General features: G+C 72.7%; 15 protein-coding genes. 10 read left to right on the forward strand and 5 right to left on the reverse strand.

Annotated elements, in window-relative coordinates:
• Positions 1–340 precede the first annotated feature (340 nt).
• Positions 341–2,137: an AMP-dependent synthetase/ligase gene (locus ACFYPJ_RS18190; RefSeq protein WP_389017655.1), complete on the reverse strand. Its 1,797-nt coding sequence runs from the start codon at positions 2,135–2,137 to the stop codon at positions 341–343.
• A 314-nt stretch (positions 2,138–2,451) separates the two neighbouring features.
• Between ACFYPJ_RS18190 and ACFYPJ_RS18195 the strand changes: the two genes are divergently transcribed.
• The 6 genes from ACFYPJ_RS18195 to ACFYPJ_RS18220 all read left to right on the forward strand — a co-directional run bounded on the left by ACFYPJ_RS18195 (position 2,452) and on the right by ACFYPJ_RS18220 (position 7,802).
• Entirely contained in the window at positions 2,452–3,249 is a 798-nt protein-coding gene (locus tag ACFYPJ_RS18195; protein WP_389017658.1) for a metallophosphoesterase, read from the forward strand.
• 179 nt (positions 3,250–3,428) lie between these two features.
• The gene (locus ACFYPJ_RS18200) at positions 3,429–3,872 is read left to right on the forward strand and encodes an SRPBCC family protein (RefSeq protein ID WP_389017661.1); all 444 of its coding nucleotides are present in this window, start codon (positions 3,429–3,431) and stop codon (positions 3,870–3,872) included.
• Positions 3,873–4,015: 143 nt separating this feature from the next.
• Positions 4,016–5,185 carry an ArsA family ATPase gene (locus ACFYPJ_RS18205; protein ID WP_389017664.1) on the forward strand — a complete coding sequence of 390 codons (1,170 nt, stop codon included), beginning with the start codon at positions 4,016–4,018 and terminating at the stop codon, positions 5,183–5,185.
• Between the two features lie 177 nt (positions 5,186–5,362).
• Entirely contained in the window at positions 5,363–5,908 is a 546-nt protein-coding gene (locus ACFYPJ_RS18210) for a DUF5304 domain-containing protein (protein ID WP_389017667.1), read from the forward strand.
• Between the two features lie 54 nt (positions 5,909–5,962).
• The gene (locus ACFYPJ_RS18215; RefSeq protein WP_389017671.1) at positions 5,963–6,916 is read left to right on the forward strand and encodes an ROK family glucokinase; all 954 of its coding nucleotides are present in this window, start codon (positions 5,963–5,965) and stop codon (positions 6,914–6,916) included.
• 130 nt (positions 6,917–7,046) lie between these two features.
• On the forward strand, positions 7,047–7,802 hold the full coding sequence (locus ACFYPJ_RS18220; protein ID WP_389017674.1) for an endonuclease/exonuclease/phosphatase family protein: 756 nt from the start codon (positions 7,047–7,049) through the stop codon (positions 7,800–7,802).
• A gap of 75 nt (positions 7,803–7,877) precedes the next feature.
• Here the strand turns inward: ACFYPJ_RS18220 and ACFYPJ_RS18225 are convergent, their stop codons facing one another.
• Positions 7,878–8,489: a hypothetical protein gene (locus ACFYPJ_RS18225; RefSeq protein WP_389017677.1), complete on the reverse strand. Its 612-nt coding sequence runs from the start codon at positions 8,487–8,489 to the stop codon at positions 7,878–7,880.
• Entirely contained in the window at positions 8,482–9,261 is a 780-nt protein-coding gene (locus ACFYPJ_RS18230) for an alpha/beta hydrolase (protein WP_389018162.1), read from the reverse strand. The genes ACFYPJ_RS18225 and ACFYPJ_RS18230 overlap by 8 nt, the downstream gene beginning before the upstream one ends.
• Positions 9,262–9,422: 161 nt before the next feature.
• Here ACFYPJ_RS18230 and ACFYPJ_RS18235 point away from each other — a divergent pair, with 161 nt between their 5' ends.
• The 4 genes from ACFYPJ_RS18235 (at position 9,423) to ACFYPJ_RS18250 (ending at position 13,415) form a co-directional block, all read left to right on the forward strand.
• The gene (locus tag ACFYPJ_RS18235) at positions 9,423–10,136 is read left to right on the forward strand and encodes a lysophospholipid acyltransferase family protein (RefSeq protein ID WP_389017679.1); all 714 of its coding nucleotides are present in this window, start codon (positions 9,423–9,425) and stop codon (positions 10,134–10,136) included.
• 189 nt (positions 10,137–10,325) lie between these two features.
• A complete protein-coding gene (gene macS, locus ACFYPJ_RS18240; RefSeq protein ID WP_389017682.1) occupies positions 10,326–11,522 on the forward strand; it encodes a MacS family sensor histidine kinase in 1,197 nt (398 codons plus the stop codon).
• A gap of 25 nt (positions 11,523–11,547) precedes the next feature.
• A complete protein-coding gene (locus ACFYPJ_RS18245; RefSeq protein ID WP_389017685.1) occupies positions 11,548–12,225 on the forward strand; it encodes a response regulator in 678 nt (225 codons plus the stop codon).
• Positions 12,226–12,386: 161 nt separating this feature from the next.
• Positions 12,387–13,415, forward strand: a complete 1,029-nt coding sequence (locus ACFYPJ_RS18250) for a 6-phosphofructokinase (protein ID WP_389017688.1) — start codon at positions 12,387–12,389, stop codon at positions 13,413–13,415.
• Between the two features lie 187 nt (positions 13,416–13,602).
• Here the strand turns inward: ACFYPJ_RS18250 and ACFYPJ_RS18255 are convergent, their stop codons facing one another.
• Together ACFYPJ_RS18255 and ACFYPJ_RS18260 are read right to left on the reverse strand one after the other, a co-directional pair.
• Entirely contained in the window at positions 13,603–15,522 is a 1,920-nt protein-coding gene (locus tag ACFYPJ_RS18255) for an anthranilate synthase family protein (RefSeq protein ID WP_389017690.1), read from the reverse strand.
• A gap of 143 nt (positions 15,523–15,665) precedes the next feature.
• Complete coding sequence (locus tag ACFYPJ_RS18260) at positions 15,666–15,722, reverse strand: trp operon leader peptide (protein WP_389018163.1); 57 nt, start codon at positions 15,720–15,722, stop codon at positions 15,666–15,668.
• Positions 15,723–15,811 lie beyond the last annotated feature (89 nt).

The following is a 15,811-nucleotide window of genomic DNA, read 5'->3' on the forward strand; positions in this document are numbered from 1 at the left end:
TTCCCGCCCGCCGGGTTGGCGTCCCGCACTTGCCCACGGGCAGCAGCTCCGACAGGGGCGCGGGGAACTGCGCGACCAGCCACACTCAAGCCGCACTCGCGCATGGCGATTTCCCGCCCGCCGGGTTGGCGTCCCGCACTTGCCCACGGGCAGCAGCTCCGACAGGGGCGCGGGGAACTGCGCGACCAGCCACACTCAAGCCGCATTCGCCCACGGCGATCACCCACCCGCCGGGATGGCACCTCGCACCCGCCCACGGCGACACCCCACCCGCCAGGATGGCGCCCGATCGGGATGGCACCCCACCGGAATGACACCAACGCCGGACGCGAAAATCCCCCTACTTCCGATAAATCGCCTCGATCTCATCGGAAAAGTCCTTCGCCACAACATTCCGCTTCAGCTTCAACGACGGAGTCAGATGCCCCGACTCCTCACTGAACTGCGCATCCAGCACCCGAAACTTCCGTACGGATTCCGCCTTCGACACCGCCGCGTTCCCGTCGTCCACCGCTTCCTGGATCGCCGCGAGCAGATCCGGGTCCTCGCGCAGCGACGCCACCGTGGACCCCGCCGCCTTGCCGTGGTCGCCGGCCCAGCGGCCCAGGAACTCCTCGTCGAGGGTGATCAGAGCGCCGACGAACGGCCGCCCGTCGCCCACCACCATGCACTCCGCGACCAGCGCATGCGCCCGGATACGGTCCTCGATCACGGCCGGGGCGACGTTCTTGCCGCCCGCGGTGACGATGATCTCCTTCTTGCGGCCGGTGATCCGGAGGTACCCGTCCTCGTCGAGGGTGCCGATGTCACCGGTGTGGAACCAGCCGTCGGCCAGCGCCTCCGCGGTCGCCGCCTCGTTGTTCCAGTACTCCTTGAAGAGGTGGTCGCCGTGCAGCAGCACCTCGCCGTCGTCCGCGATGCGGATCACGGAACCCGGCAGCGGCTGGCCGACCGTGCCGATCTTCTGCCGGTCCCAGGGATTGAACGCGGTCGCCGCGCACGACTCGGTCAGGCCGTAGCCCTCCAGCACCGTGAAGCCGATGCCGCGGAAGAAGTGGCCGAGGCGCTCGCCCAGCGGGGCGCCGCCGGAGATCGCGTACTCGCCGCGCCCGCCGAGCACCGCGCGCAGCTTGCCGTAGACCAGCTTGTCGAAGGTCCGGTGCTTGATCCGCAGCCCGAGGGACGGGCCGGACGGGGTGTCCAGCGCCTTGCTGTGGGCGATGGCGGTGTCCGCGGCCTTGTCGAAGATCTTCCGCTTGCCGTCCGCCTGCGCCTTGGCCCGCGCCGAGTTGTAGACCTTCTCGAAGACCCGCGGCACGCCCAGGATCAGCGTCGGGCGGAACGCGGCCAGTTCGTCGGTGAGGTTCTTGGTGTCGGGGACGTTGCCCAGCTTGATCGGCGCCATCATCGACGCGATCTGCACCAGCCGGCCGAAGACGTGCGCGATCGGCAGGAACAGCAGGACCGAGCACTCACCGGTGCGGAACAGCGGACGCAGCCGTTCGACGACGTTGCCGCACTCGGCGAAGAACGCCCGGTGGGTGAGCACACAGCCCTTGGGGCGGCCGGTGGTGCCGGAGGTGTAGACGATGGTCGCCACGTCGTCGGCCTTGGCGAGCGAGCTGCGCTCCTCCACCGTCGCGTCCGCCAGGTCCCGGCCGAGCCGGGCCAGCTCCGCCACGCCCCCGGCGTCGATCTGCCAGACGTGCCCGAGGCCGGGCAGCCGGTCGCGCACCGACTCGACGGCTGCGGCGTGGCCCTCCTGCTCCACGATGCAGGCGGTGGCGCCCGAGTCGGAGAGGATCCACTGCACCTGCTCGGGCGAGCTGGTCTCGTACACCGGCACGGTGACCGCGCCCGCGCTCCAGATGGCGAAGTCGAGGAGCGTCCACTCGTAGCGGGTGCGGGACATCAGGGCGACCCGGTCGCCGGGCTGGACGCCGGACGCGATGAGCCCCTTGGCGGCGGCGCGCACCTCGGCGAGGAACGCCTCGGCCGTCACGTCCTGCCAGGTGCCGTCCACCTTGCGGGCGATGACGGCGACCTCGGGATGTTGCGCGGCGTTTCTGCGGACGATGTCGGTCAGATTCCCGTCCGTGGGAACCTCGTACAGAGCCGGAAGGCTGAACTCGCGCAAGACTGCTGCTCCTCATAGGGCGCCGACGCCACGACGTGGGGGCGATGCGACGGTGCGGTCCAAGGCTCGGGCAGATGCTCCGGTGCCCGCCAGGAGCCCGTCGGCCCGTTGGTCGAGATCCAGAGCACGGCTGGGCTGCCCGGACGTTACCCGCCGGTATGGCTTCTTCGACAGGGGCCCGGCGAGATGTCTGCTGCGTCACACAGATCGGTGTTCCTTCGCGCACAGTAGTCCACCTGCTTACTGACTGCCCAGTAACCTCTGGCTCGGCCGTCACTGTTCACGTATGCCGCACAGGCATACCCTTGATCGCCATGGCACCCACACCCGCCGGCAACCGAAGAACCCGTGTGCACGTGGTCAGCGACGTGCACGGCAACGCCCGTGACCTGGCCCGGGCCGGCGAGGGCGCCGACGCCCTGATCTGCCTCGGCGACCTCGTCCTCTTCCTCGACTACGCCGACCACTCACGCGGGATCTTCCCCGACCTGTTCGGTGCGGACAACGCCGACCGCATCGTCGAACTGCGCACCGCCCGCCGCTTCGAGGAGGCGCGCGCCTTCGGGGCCCGGCTGTGGGCGGGCGTCGGCAGCGACCGGGGCGCCGCCATCGAGAAGGCGGTGCGCCGGCAGTACGCCGAGCTGTTCGCCGCCTTTCCCGCGCCGACGTACGCGACCTACGGCAATGTCGACATGCCGCCTCTGTGGCCGGAGTACGCCCGGCCCGGCACCACGGTCCTGGACGGCGAGCGGGTGGAGATCGGCGGCCGGGTCTTCGGCTTCGTCGGCGGCGGGCTGCGCACCCCGATGCGGACGCCGTACGAGATCGACGACGAGGAGTACGCGGCCAAGATCGAGGCGGTGGGCGAGGTCGACGTGCTGTGCACCCACATCCCGCCCGAGGTGCCGGAACTCGTCTACGACACGGTGGCCCGCAGGTTCGAGCGGGGCAGCCGGGCCCTGCTGGACGCGATCCGCCGCACCCGGCCCCGCTACAGCCTCTTCGGCCACGTCCACCAGCCGCTGGTCCGGCGGATGCGGATCGGCCCCACCGAATGCGTGAACGTCGGGCACTTCGCGGGCACCGGCAGGCCCTGGGCGCTCGAATGGTGAGGCACGCCCGGCCGGCGCGCAAGGCAGAGAGCGCCGTGGCCGCGCGCACGGTGCGGGCCGTTCGGACGGGGTGAGGCCGGTGCCCGGGCGCGCGGTAGCCTTCACGCTGCACACACGTGCGCACGACGACCTCTCTGTAACCGGTCTGCACCGGCCCCGCATCCGGAGGAGCCACGGCGATGGCGGAACACACCAGCTCAAGCATCACGATTGAGGCGGCACCCGCCGACGTCATGGGGGTGATCGCCGACTTCGCCCGCTATCCGGAGTGGACCGGTGAGGTCAAGGAGGCGGAGGTCCTCGGGACCGACGGCCGGGGCCGCGCCGAGCAGGTCCGCCTGGTCATGGACGCCGGGGCGATCAAGGACGACCAGACCCTCGCCTACACCTGGACCGGCGACCGGGAGGTCTCCTGGACCCTGGTGAAGTCCCAGATGCTCCGCGCCCTCGACGGCTCCTACCTGCTCGAACCGGCGGGCGCGGACGCCACCCAGGTCACCTACCGGCTGACCGTGGACGTCAAGATCCCCATGCTCGGCATGATCAAGCGCAAGGCGGAGAAGGTCATCATCGACCGTGCCCTCGCGGGACTGAAGAAGCGGGTCGAGTCGGGGGAGCAGTAGTCCGAAGCAGTCCGGGGACCAGAGGCCGGGGGAGCCGGGGGAAGCAGGGGCCGGGAGGAGCCGGCGGGAGACGCCGGCGACGGCGCAGCAGGCAGCGCCCGCAGCGCGCGCCGGACCCGCCCGCACGAGTAGCGTTCACTCTTATGCGCACCATCCTGATCACAGGTCCGGGCGGCTCGGGCCGTACGACCGTAGCCGCCGCCACCGCCCTGCGCGCCGCGGGCGACGGCACCCGGACCCTCGTCCTGAGCGCCGACCACGCGGACGCGCTCGGCGCCGCCCTGGGCACGCCGACGGGCCCCGAGCCGATCCGGACCGCGCACGGCCTCACCGCCTGGCGTCCCGACGCGGCAGCCGGGTTCCGCGACGACCTCACCGCCTTCCAGAGCCGCGCCACCGGAGTCCTCGACCTCCTCGGCGCCGCCCGCCTCGACCCGGAGGAGGTCACCCCCCTCCCCGGCACCGAGGAACTGTCCTTCCTGCGCGCCCTGCGCGACGCCGCCCTCTCCGACCGCTACGACCTGCTCGTCGTCGACCTCCCGCCCACCCCGCAGGCCCTCGCCCTGCTCGCGCTGCCCGAGGAACTGCGCCGCTATCTGCGCCGCCTGCTCCCGCCCGAGCGCCAGGCCGCCCGGGCCCTGCGCCCCGTGCTCGGCCGCCTCGCCGGCGTCCCGATGCCCGCCGAGTGGCTCTACGACACGGCAGCCCGCTGGGACGTCGAGCTGGCCGCCGTGGAAGCCGTCGTACGGGACCCGGCCACGACCGTACGGCTGGTCGCCGAACCGGGACCGGCCGGCACCGCCGCCGTGCCCGCCGCCGTCCTCGGCCTCGCCCTGCGCGGGCTGCGCACCGAGGCGGTGATCGCCAACCGGGTGCTGCCCGAGACCGGTCCGGAGACCTGGCCGGCCGGGCTGCTCGCCCAGCAGCGCAAGGCCCTCGCCGACTGGCGGGAGTCGTACGACGTCCGCCCGGTCGCCCACCTCGGCCGGGATCCGCACGGCACCGACGACCTCGCCGCGCTCGACGTGCCGGCCGGCGGCACGGCACCCGCTGCCGTCGAGTGGACCGTGGACGACCGGATCGCCGAGGACGGCGTGCTCGTCTGGCACATTCCGCTGCCCGGCGCGATACGCGAGGAACTCGACCTGGTCCGGCGCGGCGACGAACTCGTCGTCACCGCGGGCCCGTTCCGGCGGATCGTCGCCCTGCCGTCCGCCCTGCGCCGCTGCACCGTCGCCGGGGCCGCGCTGCGCGACGGCGAGCTGTGCATCCGGTTCGCCCCCGACCCGGACCTGTGGCCGCGCCGGAACTGACGCCGAGCGGTCGAGCGGCGGGATGGCCGAGCGCCGGGGCGGCGACGGTGCAGCGGGCGGGAACGGCCGGTCTTCGGGGCCGTCACCAGGGACCGGTGCGCTCACCGGTCGGGGCAGTGAACCACGCACGCCCATTCGGGTAACGTCGTAAAGACGAACCGCAGTCAGGAGTCCGCCATGAGCGATGAGCGCCCCACACCGGACGCCTCGGAGCCGCAGCAGGCCGACGAGGTACGGGCGACCGACGCCGACGCCTGGGCCACGGCCTGCGCCGAGGACCTCGCGGCGGAGAAGGCCCGCCGCCGCGCCCAGTACGGCCCGCCGCCGGGCTCGGCCGCCGAGGAACTGCGCAAATTCGTCGACACCGTCGCCGACCGGCTGTCCGGGTTCCAGCCGCCGCTCCTCGGAGCGGTCGCCGGTCCCGCCGCCCAGCAGGTGGTGCGGCAGGTGGTGCAGCAGGCCAAGGCGGCGGTCGAACCCGTCATAGAACGCAACCCGGCCGTCTTCGACCACCTGGCCGCGGCCGGCAGCGAACTGCTCGCCGCCTACCGCTCGGCCGCGCAGGCCCAGGAACGCCGCTGGACGTCCGCGCCGGAGGACCAGAAGGACGACCTGAGGGACGACCTGACGGGCGACGGGAAGGACGACCGCGGCGACGACCGGAAGGGCCGCGGCGACCGGGGCGAGGGCACCGGTCCCGGCGAACGCATCGACTTGGACTGACGGCCCCCTCGGGTACGGTTGGCCGTAGCGGGGCTCGACCGAACTGAGGGATACATGGGACTCACCATCGGCGTCGACATCGGTGGTACGAAGATCGCGGCCGGCGTGGTCGACGAGGAAGGCAACATCCTCTCGACCCACAAGGTGCCGACTCCGGACACGGCCGAGGGCATCGTGGACGCCATCGCCTCGGCGGTGGAAGGCGCCCGGGCGGGGCACGAGATCGTCGGCGTGGGCATCGGCGCGGCCGGATACGTGAACCGGCAGCGTTCCACGGTCTATTTCGCGCCCAACATCCAGTGGCGCCAGGAGCCGCTGAAGGAGAAGGTCGAGGCCCGCGTGGGCCTGCCGGTGGTCGTGGAGAACGACGCCAACGCGGCGGCGTGGGGCGAGTACAAGTTCGGTGCGGGCAAGGGCCATCGCAACGTCATCTGCATCACCCTCGGCACGGGCCTTGGCGGCGGCATCATCATCGGCAACAAGCTGCGCCGCGGACACTTCGGCGTGGCCGCCGAGTTCGGCCACATCCGGATGGTCCCGGACGGCCTGCTGTGCGGCTGCGGCTCGCAGGGCTGCTGGGAGCAGTACGCGTCGGGCAGCGCCCTGGTGAGGTATGCCAAGCAGCGCGCCAACGCCACCCCGGAGAACGCGGAGATCCTGCTCGGCCTCGGCGACGGCACCCCGGACGGCATCGAGGGCAAGCACATCTCCATGGCCGCCCGTAAGGGCGACCCGGTAGCCGTCGACTCCTACCGGGAACTGGCCCGCTGGGCCGGCGCCGGCCTCGCCGACCTGGCCTCCCTCTTCGACCCGTCCGCGTTCATCGTCGGCGGCGGCCTCTCCGACGAGGGCGAACTGGTCCTGGAACCGATCCGCAAGTCCTACAAGCGCTGGCTGGTCGGCGGCAACTGGCGGCCGGTCGCCGAGGTCATCGCCGCCCAACTCGGCAACGAAGCGGGCCTGGTCGGCGCGGCGGACCTGGCCCGGGAGCCCGACCCGATCATGTGACGCCCCCGGCCCGCCCCCCCCGGAGCGCGGACCGGCGCGCGAGACGCCAGAACGGCCGGCAGCCGCGCCGCCGGCTCCGCGTCCCGGGGCCCCGGGCGGCCGGATCCCGCCCCCGGCGTAGATTGATCGCATGCCAACACCCCCGCCGCTTCCCAACTCCCGGACCGAAGCCGACGGTTCCGCGATCGTCCGTGTCCTGAGCTACAACATCCGCTCGATGCGCGACGACACCGCCGCCCTCGCCCGGGTGATCAGCGCCTGCGCGCCCGACCTGGTCCTCCTCCAGGAGGCCCCCCGGTTCTTCCGCTGGCGCAAGAAGCTGGCCCGGCTGGCGGCCGCTTCGGGGCAGGTGGTCCTCTCCGGCGGCGGGACGGCGGCGGGACCGGCGATCCTGTGCTCGCTGCGCGCGACCGTCGAACGGACCGAGGACGTGCTGCTCCCGCTCACCCCGGGACTGCACCGGCGGGGCTTCGCCACCGCCGTCGTACGGTTCGGCGGCGCCCGGCTCGGCGTACTGAGCTGCCATCTGAGCCTGCAGAGCGACGAGCGGTACGAGCAGGGCGGGATGCTGCTGGACCGGCTGGCCGGGATGGGCGTCGAGCACGCGGTGGCCGGCGGCGACCTCAACGAGCGGCCCGACGGCCGCACCTTCCGGCGGCTGGCCGCGGGGCTCCGGGACTGCCGGGCGGCGGCGCCGTGGGGCGGCGAGCACACCTCGACGCCCGGCGATCCACGACAGCGCATCGACGCGATCTTCGTGACCAAGGGGGTCGAGGTGCTGGGGTGCGGTGTGCCGCTCGGGCTGCCGGGGGTGACCGACGCGGACCTCAGGGCAGCGACGGATCACCTGCCGGTGCTGGCCTCGTTGAGGATTCCCACGGCCTAGTCCGGCGGAGCCGTCCGGACCTGTGGCCCGCCGCGGAACCGCGGCGGGCCACAGGTGGCCGGGGTCAGCGGCGGGTCACACCACCGCGCCCCGTTCCGGATCGTCGTTCTCGTCGTCGTCCGTGCGCATCCGCGCCGCCAGCGTGATGAAGCCGCCGAGGAAGCCGCCGATGCCGAGCGTCGCGAGCCACCACGTCATGTCCCAGCCCAGCAGCACCGCCACCAGGAGCAGGATCGGGCCGCCGACCACTCCGAGCCAGGCGAACCTGGCGGTCGTGTCGCCGACCGGCAGCGGCGGTGGTTCGGGCGGTACGAAGTGACCCTCGTCGTCCTCGTCGAAGTCGCTGTCGGACGGCTCGGGCGGACTGTAGTCGCGCGGGCCGCCCACGCCGGGTGCGAAGGAGACCGAGCCCCCCAGGGGCTTGGCGGGCCCCTTCGTACCGCCGTCGCCGGTGGCCTGCTCGCCGTCGCCGGCCGCCTCGGCTGTCGCGTCGTCGGTGTCGCTGTCGTTCGTCTCCGGTTCGAGCAGCGCCAGGTCCTCGACCGATTTGAACGGTTTGGCACCCGGCGGATCCGGTGGTTCGTCGCCGTACCCGGCGACGATCGCCGCCCAGGCGGCGGCCTCGTCGAAGGGCACGCCCTTCTCGTCCGGCTCGCGGTCCTCGCGGTCGGAGTCGTGCTCAGCCAACTGCGGCCGTCCCTTCCTTGCCGACACTGGGTGCGAGCCGGCCGATGAAGGCGAGGCTCTCCTCGAAGATCCGGTCCGCGTCGTGGTCCAACGTCGCGACGTGGTAGCTCTGTTCCAGCACGACCTCCGTGACATCCGTGGACGACACCCGGCTCAGCACCCGGGCCGGGTCGGCCGCCGGCACCACATGGTCCCGTGCGCTGCGCAGGAGCAGCAGCGGCTGGGTGACCTGCGGCAGCTCGCCGTCGACCAGGCGCAGGAAGTTCCGCAGGGAGTGCGCCGCGTGCAGCGGCACCCGGTCGTAGCCCAGCTCCGTCGCGCCGGGCTTGGCGATGTCGTCGGTGATTCCCTTGACCGAGGGCACCAGGTGCCGGGCCACTGGAAGGGCGTGCGCGGCGAGGCCGGGCATCCTGTTCACCGGGTTGACGGCCACGACGCCGGCCACCGCCTCTCCGTGCCGGGCCGCCAGCCGCAGGGCCAGCGCGCCGCCCATCGACAGTCCCGCCACGCACACCAGGCGACAGCGCTCGCGCAGCAGCCGCAGCTCGCGGTCCACTTCCGCGTACCAGTCCTGCCAGGCGGTGAGCTGCATGTCCTGCCAGCGTGTGCCGTGTCCGGGCAACAGCGGCAGCGCCACGGACAGACCGTGCGCCGCGTGGTGCTCCGCCCAGGGGCGCAGCGACTGGGGAGAGCCGGTGAAGCCGTGACAGAGGAGGACACCCACCTCCCCGCCGTCGTGGCGGAACGGCTCGGCTCCGGGCAGAACCGGCACCTGAGGTCTCCTGTTCATGAGAGGGACGTGAATCACTGCGGGTTCACCTTCACCGTACGCGACGGCACTGACACCGACCAGGGTCGTCGGGTCCATCGGCGGTCCTGCGGGTTAAGGTCTCATCGACGGAAACGGGAGGCACACGGTTGTTGTACGGGACGATGAAGGTCGCCATCGGGGGGCCGCTGAAGGTCGCCTTCAGACCCTGGGTGGACGGCATGGAGCACATTCCGGCCACCGGCCCGGCCATTCTGGCGAGCAATCACCTGTCCTTCTCGGACTCGTTCTTCTTGCCCGCCGTGCTCGACCGCAAGGTCACCTTCATCGCCAAGGCCGAGTACTTCACCACGCCCGGGGTCAAGGGCCGGTTGACGGCCGCGTTCTTCAAGGGCGTGGGGCAGCTGCCCGTGGACCGCTCCGGTGCGCGCGGCGCCGGTGAGGCGGCGATCCAGAGCGGTATCGACGTGCTGGCGCGCGGCGAGTTGTTCGGGATCTACCCGGAGGGCACGCGCTCGCCCGACGGCCGGCTCTACCGGGGCAAGCCCGGCGGCCTCGCCCGGGTGGCGCTCGGCTCCGGTGCGCCGGTGATCCCGGTCGCGATGATCGACACCGAGAAGATCCAGCCGCCCGGGAAGGTCGTCCCGAAGCTGATGCGGCCGGGCATCCGTATCGGCCCTCCCCTGGACTTCAGCCGCTACCAGGGTCTGGAGCACGACCGCTTCGTCCTGCGCGCGATCACCGACGAGGTCATGTACGAGATCATGAGGCTGTCCGGTCAGGAGTACGTCGACATCTACGCGACCGCGGCCAAACGGCAGATCGCGGAGGCCGCCAAGTCGGCCAAGAAGGACCAGCGGGACCAGCGGGACCAGTAGTGCCTGCGGGGCCAGTGGGACCGGCAGGGTCGACGGACCAGTAGGACCAGTAGGACCAGCGGGGCCGGCGGCACCGGGGAGGGCCAGGGGGCCGGCGGGACCGACGGACGGCAGGACCGGCCGTACCGGCGCGGGAGACGGCGGGCGGCCGGCCGGGGCCCGGGGACGCCGGGCCAGGGGGTGGGGGAGATGCCCAGACGCGAACGAGTCATGAGGATGTCGGTCGAGCAGCCGCTCTGGCGTGCGCTCGCCGCCTACCGCGTGCTGACGATGCTGTACGCCATCGGCCTGTACGCCAGCGCCTACGACCGGTTCGCCCGGCCCTGGGTCGCCCTGTCCTACTACGGCGTCCTGGCCGTGTGGACCCTGGCCACCCTGCCCAGGGTGGCCAACGCGGCGAGCTGCACCAGGCGGTTCCTCGCCGCCGACCTGACCGTCGCGCTCGCCGGCATCCTCCTCACGCCGGTCGCCGACGCCCACCAGCGGGTCACCGACGGCGGGCCGACGCTGCCGTCGATATGGACCGCGGGCTCCGTGCTGGCCTTCGCCGTCAAGGGCGGCTGGCGGTGGGCGGCGTTCGCCTCGACCACCGTCGCCGTCGCCAACCTGGTCGAGCGCGGCGGCCCGGCCCGCGACACCGTGCACAACGTGATCCTCGTCTGGGTCGCCTCCATCGCCATCGGGTACGTCGTCGAGGTCGCCCGCGCCTCCGAACGCACCCTGGCCCGCGCCCTGGAGATCGAGGCGGCGACCAGGGAACGGGAACGGCTGGCCCGGGACATCCACGACGGCGTGCTCCAGGTGCTGGCGATGGTGCAGCGGCGCGGCGCGGTCATCGGCGGGGAGGCGGCCGAACTGGGCCGGCTGGCGGGCGAGCAGGAGGTGGCGCTGCGCACGCTGGTCTCCGGCGGGCTGGTACCCGTCTCCCGCGCGTCGGAGGACGCGGCCGAAGGAGCGGTCGTACGGGTCGTGGAGGAGCCGGACGACGCCACCGGCCCCCTCGACCTGCGCGCGCTGCTCGCCCCGTACGCCGGCGCCCGGATCAGCCTGGCCGAGCCCGGCGCCCCGGTGCCGATGGCGCCGGGCGCCGCGCGTGAGCTGGCCGCGGCGGTCGGCGCCGCCCTGGACAACGTCCGCAGGCACGCGGGGGACGACGCCCGCGCCTGGATCCTCGTCGAGGACGAGCCCGGCGAGATCGTCGTGACGGTGCGGGACGATGGACCCGGCATCCCGGCGGGGCGGCTCGCGCAGGCGGCGGGCGAGGGGCGGCTCGGGGTGGCCCTGTCGATCCGGGGGCGGCTGCGCGACCTGGGCGGCAGCGCCGAGCTGATCTCGGTGCCGGGGCAGGGCACCGAGGTCGAACTGAAGGTACCGAAGGACGCCTGACGGGCGTGGGGGAGGCGGGGAGACGATGAGCGAGCAGCAGGACCCGATCAAGGTCATGGTGGTCGACGACCACCCGATGTGGCGCGACGCGGTCGCCCGGGACCTGGGCGAGGCCGGCTTCCAGGTGGTGGCCACCGCCGGGGACGGCGAGCAGGCGGTGCGCCGGGCCCGGGCGGCCGGGCCCGACGTCCTGGTGCTGGACCTCAACCTGCCCGCCAAACCGGGCGTCCAGGTCTGCAAGGAACTGGTCGGCGCCGATCCGCGGCTGCGCGTGCTGGTGCTGTCGGCGAGCGGCGAGCACGCGGACGTGCTGGAGGCCGTGAAGTCCGGTGCGACCGGCTATCTGCTGAAGTCGGCGTCCACGGAGGAACTGTTGGACGCGGTGCGTCGCACCGCGGCCGGCGACCCGGTGTTCACGCCGGGCCTCGCCGGACTGGTCCTCGGCGAGTACCGGCGGCTGGCCGCGGAGCCGGGCCCGGCCCCGGACACCGACCAGCCGAAGGCGCCGCGGCTGACCGACCGGGAGACGGAGGTGCTGCGCCTGGTCGCCAAGGGGCTGAGCTACAAGCAGATCGCCGAACGCCTCGTCATCTCCCACCGCACGGTCCAGAACCACGTACAGAACACCCTCGGCAAGCTCCAGTTGCACAACCGGGTGGAGCTGGTGCGGTACGCCATAGAGCGGGGGCTCGACGAGGAGTGAACGCCGCGCCTGGATATCCACTCTTTCGAGTGGATCCGTGAGGTCCGGAATGATCAACTGGCGCGCAATTCAACGGAATTGACCATCCCACCCATCCCGTAGTGACCTGGATCACTATTAGCGTTTCCTTCACCAGGCAACCGCGGCGAAGGGACATTTCCATGCGGGTCGGAGTACTCACCGGAGGCGGCGACTGCCCCGGGCTCAACGCCGTCATCCGCGGCATCGTCCGCAAGGGCGTGCAGGAGTACGGCTATGACTTCGTCGGCTTCCGGGACGGCTGGCGGGGACCCCTCGAAGGCGACACGGTCCGCCTCGACATCCCCGCGGTGCGCGGCATCCTGCCCCGCGGCGGCACCATCCTCGGCTCCTCGCGGACCAATCCGCTCAAGATCGAGGACGGCATCCGCCGGATCAAGGAGAACCTCGCCAAGCAGGAGGTCGAGGCCCTGATCGCGATCGGCGGCGAGGACACCCTGGGCGTGGCCGCGCGGCTGTCCGACGACTACGGCCTGCCGTGCGTCGGCGTCCCGAAGACCATCGACAACGACCTGTCCGCCACCGACTACACCTTCGGCTTCGACACCGCCGTCGGCATCGCCACCGAGGCCATCGACCGGCTGCACACCACCGCCGAGTCCCACATGCGCGTCCTGGTCGTCGAGGTGATGGGCCGCCACGCCGGCTGGATCGCCCTGCACTCGGGCCTCGCCGGCGGCGCCAACGCCATCCTCATCCCCGAGCAGCGCTTCGACGTCGACCAGGTGTGCACCTGGGTGACCTCCCGGTTCAAGGCGTCGTACGCCCCGATCGTGGTCGTCGCCGAGGGCGCCATGCCCAAGGACGGCGACATGGTGCTCAAGGACGGGTCGCTGGACTCCTTCGGGCACGTGCGGCTGTCCGGCGTCGGCGAATGGCTGGCCAAGGAGATCGAGCGGCGGACCGGCAAGGAGGCCCGCACCACGGTGCTCGGACACGTGCAGCGCGGCGGCACCCCGAGCGCCTTCGACCGCTGGCTCGCCACCCGGTTCGGGCTGCACGCCATCGACGCCGTCCACGATGGCGACTTCGGCAAGATGGTCGCCCTGCGCGGCACCGACATCGTCCGCGTCCCGATCGCCGAGGCCACGTCCAAGCTGAAGACGGTCGACCCGAAGCTGTACCAGGAGGTCGGCGTCTTCTTCGGCTGACCCCGCGTCAGCTCCCGCACCACCGGCCCGCGGCACGCCGTGACAAGAACGCCGCCGCGCCCCGCGCGGCGGCGTTCGCCGTGTCCCGGACGGCACAGCCGGGCACCGCAGGGGCGCGGGGAACCGCGCGCAGGGCCCTCGGCGACCCGAGCCGAAGGGCCCCGGCACAGTCCGCCGCGTCCGAGGGCTACCGGGCGGACCGCCGCACGGGGAGCGCGGCCGTGCCGCGCAGCGCGGCCACCAGCTCGCGCACGATCTCCGCCCCGTTCAGCGTCAGGACCGACTCCGGGTGGAACTGCACGCCCGCGAACCCCGGCCCCCGTACGGCGTGCACCTCGCCGTTCGCGGCCCGGCTCACCTCGATGCCGTGCGCGCCCAGCTCCCGGTAGGCGTCCTCGTCGCAGCGCGCCACGAAGCTGTTGTAGAAGCCGACGGTCTCCCGGCGCCCGAACAGGTCGACGGCGGTCTGCGCCCCCTGGTGCGGCACCTCCTTGCGGACGATCTCCAGACCCAGTTCGGCCGCGATCAGCTCGTGTCCGAGGCAGACCCCGAGCACCCCGTCCCGGTGGGCGCGGATCACGTCGGCGGTCAGCATCCGCAGGAACCGCATCTTGGGATCGGCCAGGTCCGAGGGATCCCCCGGGCCCGGACCCAGCACCACCGGCCCCGCGTGGCCGAGCACCGCCGCCCGCAGGCCCGGCTCGTCGTAGCGCCGTACGGTCACCGACAGCCCGCCGGAGCGCAGCACGTGCGCCAGCATCGCCGTGAAGGTGTCCTCGCCGTCCACGACCAGGGCGTGACCGCTCAGGTCCGCCGTGTGCTCCTGCATCCGCAGCCAGAACGGCGCGAGCGAGGCCCGCCGCCCGTCCAGCGCCGCCCGCACCCGGGGGTCGTCCGCGAGCCGGAGCCGCGCCCCCTCGGCCCGCGGCGGGCCCGGGCGGACGCCCAGGGCCGCCAGCACGCCGGCTGCCTTGGCGTGCGTCTCCGCCACCTCGCCGGCCGGGTCCGAGCCCCGCACCAGCGTCGCGCCCACCGGGACCCGCAGCCGGCCGGCCGCGTCGATGTCGGCGGTGCGGATCAGGATGGGCGAGTCCAGGGTCTGCGCGCCTCCGGAGTCCCGGCCGAGCAGGGCGAGGGCGGCACCGTAGTACCCGCGCCCGCCGACCTCGTGCCGTTCGATCACCCGGCAGGCGTTCTGCACTGGCGACCCGGTGACGGTGGCGGCGAACATGGTCTCCCGCAGCACCTCCCGCACGTCCAGCGAGGACTTCCCGCGCAGTTCGTACTCGGTGTGCGCGAGGTGCGCCATCTCCTTCAGCCGCGGGCCGACGACCACCCCGCCCATGTCGCCGACGGTGCACATCATCTTCAGTTCCTCGTCGACGACCATCGACAGCTCCTCGATCTCCTTGCCGTCGGCGAGGAAGTCCAGCAGGTGCTCGGGGGTCGGGCCGCTCTCCGGGTAGCGGTACGTCCCGCTGATCGGGTTCATCACGACGGTGCCCCCGGACATCCGCACGTGTACCTCGGGGCTGGCCCCGACCAGCGTCCGCCCGCACCCCGCCGGGGAGGTCCCCGCGGGCCCTTCCGGATCCCCCGTGTGCACGACGAAGGTCCAGTACGCGCCCCGTTCGCCCACCAGGAGCCGCCGGAACAGGGCGAGGGCGTCGGCCCGCGAGTAATCGCGGATCTGCCCCTCGTACGTCCGCCGGATCACGAAGTTGGCGCCCTCGCCCGCCCCGATCTCCTCGCGCAGCACCCGCCCGACGATCCCGGCGTACTCCTCGTCCCCGACGTCGAAGCCCCCGTCGTCGACGCACACGGCGTGCGCGGGCAGCTGCTCCAGCGCCTCGGCGAGCGGGATCTCGCGGGTCTCCTCGGGGGTCAGCACCAGCAGCGGCGTGCCGTCGTCGCGGACGTCGAAGCCGCGTTCCCGGATCTGCCGGAAGGGCACCAGGGCCAGCCCCTCGTCGGGCAGGTCGGCGAGCCGGTCGCAGGTGCGCACCGGCCCGGTGAACAGCTCCACGGTGTCCTCGTCGCGGCCCGGCGTGCGGCGGCGCAGCAGGGCGAAGGGGCGGGGGTCGTGCAGCAGGTCGAGCAGGTCCATGGTCCGTCGTCCTTCTCGGTGGTCCCATAGGCCCGGCAGGTCCGCTCACGCGGAGCCGGCGGGTCGGTCGGTGGAGAGGGACGGCCCCGCAAACGCAGAAGGCCGCCCCTCGGGCGGCCTTCGCGAAGTCGTGCGTACGCGCGTCAGTGGGCCGCCTGGGAAGCGGTCCACCAGCAGTTACGGTTCGAATGCGCGAACATGCCCAAAACCCTACCGCACGAGCGGGCCGTCCCACTCTCCAGTCAGGGCGTCTCACCTGTCGGTCCGGGGGCCGGTGCGGTGATCCGAC

Origin of the sequence: Streptomyces sp. NPDC006012, from assembly GCF_042871185.1 — a bacterium.
Lineage (GTDB): Bacteria > Actinomycetota > Actinomycetes > Streptomycetales > Streptomycetaceae > Streptomyces.